4 protein-coding genes are annotated in these 5,920 nt (G+C 50.8%); 1 reads left to right on the forward strand and 3 read right to left on the reverse strand.

The window, feature by feature from the left end:
* Both B3F49_RS04035 and B3F49_RS04040 read right to left on the reverse strand, forming a co-directional pair.
* On the reverse strand, positions 1-1,016 hold a 1,016-nt coding region (locus tag B3F49_RS04035; RefSeq protein ID WP_293909145.1), incomplete at its 3' end, for an HD domain-containing phosphohydrolase.
* A gap of 26 nt (positions 1,017-1,042) precedes the next feature.
* Positions 1,043-1,549: a hypothetical protein gene (locus tag B3F49_RS04040; RefSeq protein WP_293909147.1), complete on the reverse strand. Its 507-nt coding sequence runs from the start codon at positions 1,547-1,549 to the stop codon at positions 1,043-1,045.
* A 60-nt stretch (positions 1,550-1,609) separates the two neighbouring features.
* Between B3F49_RS04040 and B3F49_RS04045 the strand changes: the two genes are divergently transcribed.
* Positions 1,610-4,738 (forward strand): GNAT family N-acetyltransferase, encoded by a 3,129-nt coding sequence (locus B3F49_RS04045; RefSeq protein WP_293909149.1) that lies wholly within the window; start codon positions 1,610-1,612, stop codon positions 4,736-4,738.
* On the opposite strand, the gene B3F49_RS04050 is transcribed toward B3F49_RS04045, so the two are convergent.
* Positions 4,735-5,805 carry a mechanosensitive ion channel family protein gene (locus tag B3F49_RS04050; protein WP_293893769.1) on the reverse strand — a complete coding sequence of 357 codons (1,071 nt, stop codon included), beginning with the start codon at positions 5,803-5,805 and terminating at the stop codon, positions 4,735-4,737. The genes B3F49_RS04045 and B3F49_RS04050 overlap by 4 nt on opposite strands.
* Positions 5,806-5,920 lie beyond the last annotated feature (115 nt).

Raw genomic sequence — 5,920 nt, forward strand, 5'->3', positions numbered from 1 at the left:
TACAACTCGTTTTCGATGAAAACACTCACAAGGGCGGCATCAAACTGTGTTCCGCTGAAGAACTTGAGCTCCTCGATTGCTATCTCGGTGGGAAGGGCTGCACGATAGGCCCGGCTGCTTGTCATGGCATCATACGCATCGGCAAGGCTCACAATTCGCACCTCAAGCGGAATATCCTCTCCCTTCAGGCCAGCGGGATATCCAAGCCCGTCGATCCGCTCATGATGGCTGCGTACGATGGGAATATAGCGCTTCAGGTAGGGAAGGTGGGTGATAATGCGCTCACCTGCTTCCGGATGGGTCTTGATGATTGCATACTCCTCTTCGGTGAGCGAGGAGTCCTTGTTCAATATCTCCTCGGGAATGCTGATCTTGCCGATGTCGTGGAGCAATGCACCCCCTTCCAGAATGTCCAGAGTCTCTTTCGGAAGATTCAGGACCTTGCCCAAGGCGACGGCAAGGTTGCGCACCCGGTTGCAGTGCCCCTTCGTGTAGGCGTCCTTTTGCTCGATGGTTTCGCTGAAAGCCTCCAGGGTGGCTATTGTGGTGTCCTCTAGTGAGGCTAGGACCTCTTTGAGCTCGGTTTCGAGCAACGCCTGCAGATGTTGCGATTGATACTGTTTCTGCAGCAAAAACTGCTCTTTCTCAGATGCTTCCAGCACCCGTCTGACGGTGGCAAGCAAGGTTTCGCGATGTACCGGTTTTGCCAGGTAATCGGCAGCTCCGAGGCGAATGGCACGCATGCCGGTGTCCAGGTCATTGAACGCGGTGATCATGATGATGGGAATCCGGGGATAACTTGCGCGAATCATCTCAAGCAACTCAAGGCCGGAGAATCCCGGCATTTTGATATCAAGCAGGATAAGGTCTATGGAGTTCTCGCTTATCTTCAGCAGGTTCAGAAGTGCGTTGCCTTCTTCACAGGCTGTCACCATATAGCCTTCTTTGCGAAGCATGATCTGAAGGATCTTTCGGATAGCAGGATCGTCATCGGTAGTAACAATATGTCTAGTCATTACGAGCTTCTCCGGTTTCGCCACCCCTAAAAGGGAATGAGGAAAGGTGTTGTTTTTTTATAGGCCTTATATTCGGGGAACATTTTGGGAAACAACACTACATCCTCAAGCATGATGAGAGCGAAGTTGCAGATGATGTATCCAATACACACCCAGACTATAGGAGCATGCCAGAAATAGAGGGCAGTCAACAAGGTGAAAAAAGAATACCAAAGGAAGCCCGGATGCCTGCACAGGCTGTAGGTCCCCTTTGTATAGAGTGTTCCATCACCGTGCAAGGGGAGTTCCATCAGGACCGAATAGAGGGTTAAAAGCAGGAATAGCCCCATCAGGACCAAAAGAAGCACCCGCAGCCCGACTGCATGGGGTGATTGGTAGAGGATGAAAAAGAAGATAAATGGAACAAACGTCAGGAAGAATCCGGCAAAGAAAAGCCTGGCAAGCCAAGTTTTTTTATACAATAAAGCAATATCGTATAGAGCTGCAAGCAAATAACCGCATGCCCCCAGCAGAAATAGTTTGATTATGTCCATAAATTGACTCTATAATAATACAAATTTTACGCAAGTGAAAGAAAAAAACGAGGAATCCCTATGAGTATTGATGTCTCAACTATCATCCCTGCAGTTGCATTCGTCTTATATGTGTCATTTGTCATATTCGGGTTCCTCCAATACAAGAAAGATCGCTTCTATTGGTCTTTCCAGCTCTACATGATTTTTGTGTCGATTTGGAGCTTCGGTTCGATGATGATGCACCTCAATAGTCCCATACAAACTCCCCTGTTTTGGAACCGCATCATGCTCATAGGCCTGCTGTCGGTTCCGTATGCACTGTGCAGCTTTGTGGTCGATATCCTGGAAATACAAAAACGCATGATTTTTAGGATCATCAACCTCAGTTACATCTTGATCATTCCCTTGATGTACCTCAATTTTTCCGGCAACATCGTCAGCGATGCGGGATTCACCGCGCAAGGCGAATTCTATTACCAGCTCGCCCCCGGGGCGCTTTCGGCGTATTCCTTGAGCTATGTCTATCTGATCTTCACCTTGGTCATGCTCCTGTTCGGGGCGAAACGACGCTCGAGCCAAGGCTTTCATAAGAATCTTGTACTTCCCCTGATTGGTGTCGCGATCATGCTCGTCGGTATTTTCATGAACGTCTTTCCCAAGTTCGGCCGGTATCCCATCGATATTTTTGCAGCCACCATCAATGCTGTGCTTCTCTTCTATACCATCTACAAGTACAAGCTGATCAACTACTCACGCGTGGGGCTTTCCATCATCTACTCCACCATTCTGGCAGCCGCGGCCTCGGTGGTGTACCTGTTGATCTTCTCGTTCATCCAGCACAACAACACCAACTTCGATCCGGGCAATATTTTCCAGCTCTCCTTCATCCTCGGTGTTGCAACGGTCCTGATCATTCATCCGCTGCGCAATCTGCTCTCTTATCTTGTTGATACCGTCATAATTCCCAAACGCCATCCGTATCAGACAACAATCAAGAACCTGAGCAAGCGGTTGACGACGATTGTCAATCTTCATGACTTGGGCAACGAAGTTGTCAAGAGCTTGAGTACGGGACTGAAAACAGAGTGGGTTGTGTTTGTGGCAAAACGATATGACGAGAGCCGGAAGTTTTTCCTGGTAGCCAACAACAACTGTCCTTCCACCTGCAAAATCGGTCAGGAAATTGTTTTTACCTTTTCCCGTGAAGTTGAGCAGAAGCTGGAGCTGTACAAGAAGGAGAACCAAAGTTCGGTCATCAGTGTGAATCCTGATGAGCAGCGCATGGAAGTCAGCAGTTCCCTGCCTCCGGCTGATGTGCTGATTCCCTTGGTTTTCCGCAAGCAAATCGCCGGCTATATTCTCATCGGCTACGACCACACAAAGGCTCTGATCAGCGAAATAGAGCGAGAGGCGTTGGAAATACTGGCCGCCCAAAGCAGCCTTTCGCTTGAGAATGCACTTTCCTTCGAACAACTGCGCATCCAGGGTGATGAGTTGACTATGAGCAAGAACAAGCTTGAAGCCATATTCAACGGCATCGCCTCGCCTGTCTGCCTCATCGATATCGATTACACCATCCAGGAGGCCAATACTGCGGCGGTAAGCTTTTTCGGTCAGGATAGGGAAACGCTCATAGGCGGCAAGTGCTACCGCTCATTCTTTCACCGAAGCCGCCCATGCCCGTTCTGCCAAGGTCTTGAATGCCTGCATACCGGGGTGCTGCAGGAAACCGAGGCCGATGTGGCTGAACAGGTATTTTCGTTCCAGTTTCACTCGGTGCGTTCCCCTGACAAGAGCAAGAGCAAGGGCGTCTTCATCGAGATCATCAACGACATCACCGAGCAGAAGCACATGCAGGAGGAGTTGGTTAGGACCGAAAAGATGGCGGGCATCGGCACGCTGGCCGCAGGCATCGCCCATGAACTGAACAATCCACTTGCCGGCATCGTGGGGACTGCAGAGATCATGCTCAGCGAGATGGATGAGCAAAGCCCGCACCATGAATATGTCCAGGATATTCTCACATACTCAAAGACTGCCAGCGATGTCATCAAGGAGCTTTCCATCTACAGCCGCAAGGAGGAGGTGAAGCAGACCCAGCAGGTGGAGATTGTCAGGGTGTTGGAGTTCTCGCTGCGGCTTGCACTTCGCGGTGTCGATTCGCAGAACATTCGTGTCGAGCGCAATTATCATGCACTTCCCTCCATTGAGGCCAATGAGGGAAAGCTTCAGCAGCTCTTCCTCAACCTCATCGTCAATGCCATCCAAGCGATGAACGGCAATGGCAAACTCACCCTCAGTTGCGTGGAAAAGGATGGCTTTGTCCAAGTGAAGGTCGGTGATACCGGCTGCGGGATCCCCGAGAAGCACATGAGCCAGATTTTCACCCCGTTCTTCACCACCAAGGCTCCTGGAAGCGGCACAGGCCTTGGGCTTTCCAACTGCTACAATATTGTAGAGAAAATGGGTGGCCGCATCCGGGTCAAGAGTGAAGAGAATGTCGGTTCGGAATTTACCATCATTTTCGCCCTCAACGAGGAGAACAAGGAGAACATCAGCTTCCAGCTCGTGAACGACCAGAACGGCATGAACGACGTGTTCTTCATCCAGCGCAAAGTGCTGGTGGGGGAGAAGGGGTATCTTGAGGAGTCGATCCATCGAAAGGTGGATGAGAAGGCGATGCACATTCTTGCCTTCCGGGGCCTGCACCCGGTGGGGACGGTCTCGCTGATGACCAGCGAGCACTTCTGGCCGCTTCCTATCTCCAAATACTTCGATATCCAGAAAGTGCTCAAGACCCGCAAGGCGGCTGAGATCATCCGCCTTGCTGTGTTGCCCGAAATGCGCAACACCTCCGCGTCCATCGGCTTGATCATCCTGGTATTCCTGCTTGCACGAGCAACCGGGGTGGAGGAGTTGATCATCGATGTGTTCGCCGATGATGAGAAGACGATCAAGCTGTACAAGAAGTTCGGCTTCGTGGAAGTCGGCACCTACAACTCCCCTTCTGCTGTTACCGTGATGGTGCTGCAAAGCAAATCCACCCTTGAGAAGGACCGAAGCCAGCTCAGGCATTTTGTACGTCCTCTCTTTTCAAGACTCAGGACGCTCTTCGATTTCGGTCCCTACACCCAAGCCGTCCACGATGAAATGGACCGCATCCTGAGTGTGGACAAAGAGGAACCCGTGGAGATAGAAGCGATTTAGACTGGAACGGTGAACACCTTCTGGGTCGGGTAGGCAAAGTCGATGCCCTCAGCACTGAACTTCTTGAGCAAGGCCAGGTTGATCTCCTGTTGTACATCCATGTAAATCAGGTAATCGGGAGAGGGCACATAGTACACCGTTTCGAAAACCAGGGCGGAGGCCCCGAAGGTTTGGAGATGGGAACGGTCGCAGATTACGCCTTTGATGGTTTGTACGTTGGCGATTGCTTCCTTGATGATTCCCACCACCTTTTCCACCTTCTCGATCGGGGTCTCGTAGGGAATCGTGATGGTGGAGACCACGCGCCGACGTTGCATCTGCTTGTAGTTGTGAATCCGGCTTGATGTCAGATCGGAGTTGGAGATAATGAGGACTTCTCCGCTGAGAACCCTGATTCGGCTGCTCTTGACGCCAATCCGCTCGACAATGCCCGACTTGTCCCCGAATACGATGAAGTCGCCGAGTGCGAAGGGATGGTCGAAGAAGATTACGAAGTAGCTGAACAGGTCACCCAGAATTCCCTGAGCGGCTATGGCAACGGCGATACCGCCGACTCCCAGTCCTGCAAGGGCTGTGGTTATGTTGAAGCCCAGATTGCTGATCAAAATGAGAAATCCAACGACCCACAACAAGAGTTTTACGAAGGAGAGCAGCGGCTTGAGGTTTTTCGCATGCTCGTGGTTGGCATATTCCTTCTCAAAATACTTGGAGAAACTCAACTCAATGGCCTTGTTGACCGACCGTACAATGATGATGGTCATGATTACAGCGAAGACTATTTGAACAATTCTGTGAATTTCATCTGCGAACGAGACACTATTGAGAAAGATGGAGAGGGAGGCGAGGAAGAGCAGGGGGATGGCAATGCGTTTGGTGAAGCGCAACGCGGGAAGTGCAAAGGTCCTGACGCTTTTTTCATCCTTCATTTTGAGCGCTTCGAGCTTTTTGATGCGCTTGCCCAAAATGGCGTTTGCCGCCAGCAGCACGATAAAGGTGCCGATGAGTATGAAGAAGGAGACCATATACTGTTCTTGGAAGGTTTGCAAAATGTGTGTGATGTCTGTCATGCAGTCACTATACTATACTTTTTGTCCGCCATCCATCAGCTTGGATGCCTCGCTGAACCCAATCCGGCATGACTGCTGTCGCCTTCGATGACCAGGTTCCCTTGTATCGTCTCCA

This window comes from Sphaerochaeta sp. UBA5836 (genome assembly GCF_002432845.1).
GTDB lineage: Bacteria > Spirochaetota > Spirochaetia > Sphaerochaetales > Sphaerochaetaceae > Sphaerochaeta.

What these genes read in the sequence shown, in the direction of transcription:
- B3F49_RS04040 (WP_293909147.1), bottom strand. Translation starts at nt 1,549, where the DNA reads ATGGACATAATCAAACTATTTCTGCTGGGGGCATGCGGTTATTTGCTT.
- B3F49_RS04045 (WP_293909149.1), top strand. Translation starts at nt 1,610, where the DNA reads ATGAGTATTGATGTCTCAACTATCATCCCTGCAGTTGCATTCGTCTTA.
- B3F49_RS04050 (WP_293893769.1), bottom strand. Translation starts at nt 5,805, where the DNA reads ATGACAGACATCACACACATTTTGCAAACCTTCCAAGAACAGTATATG.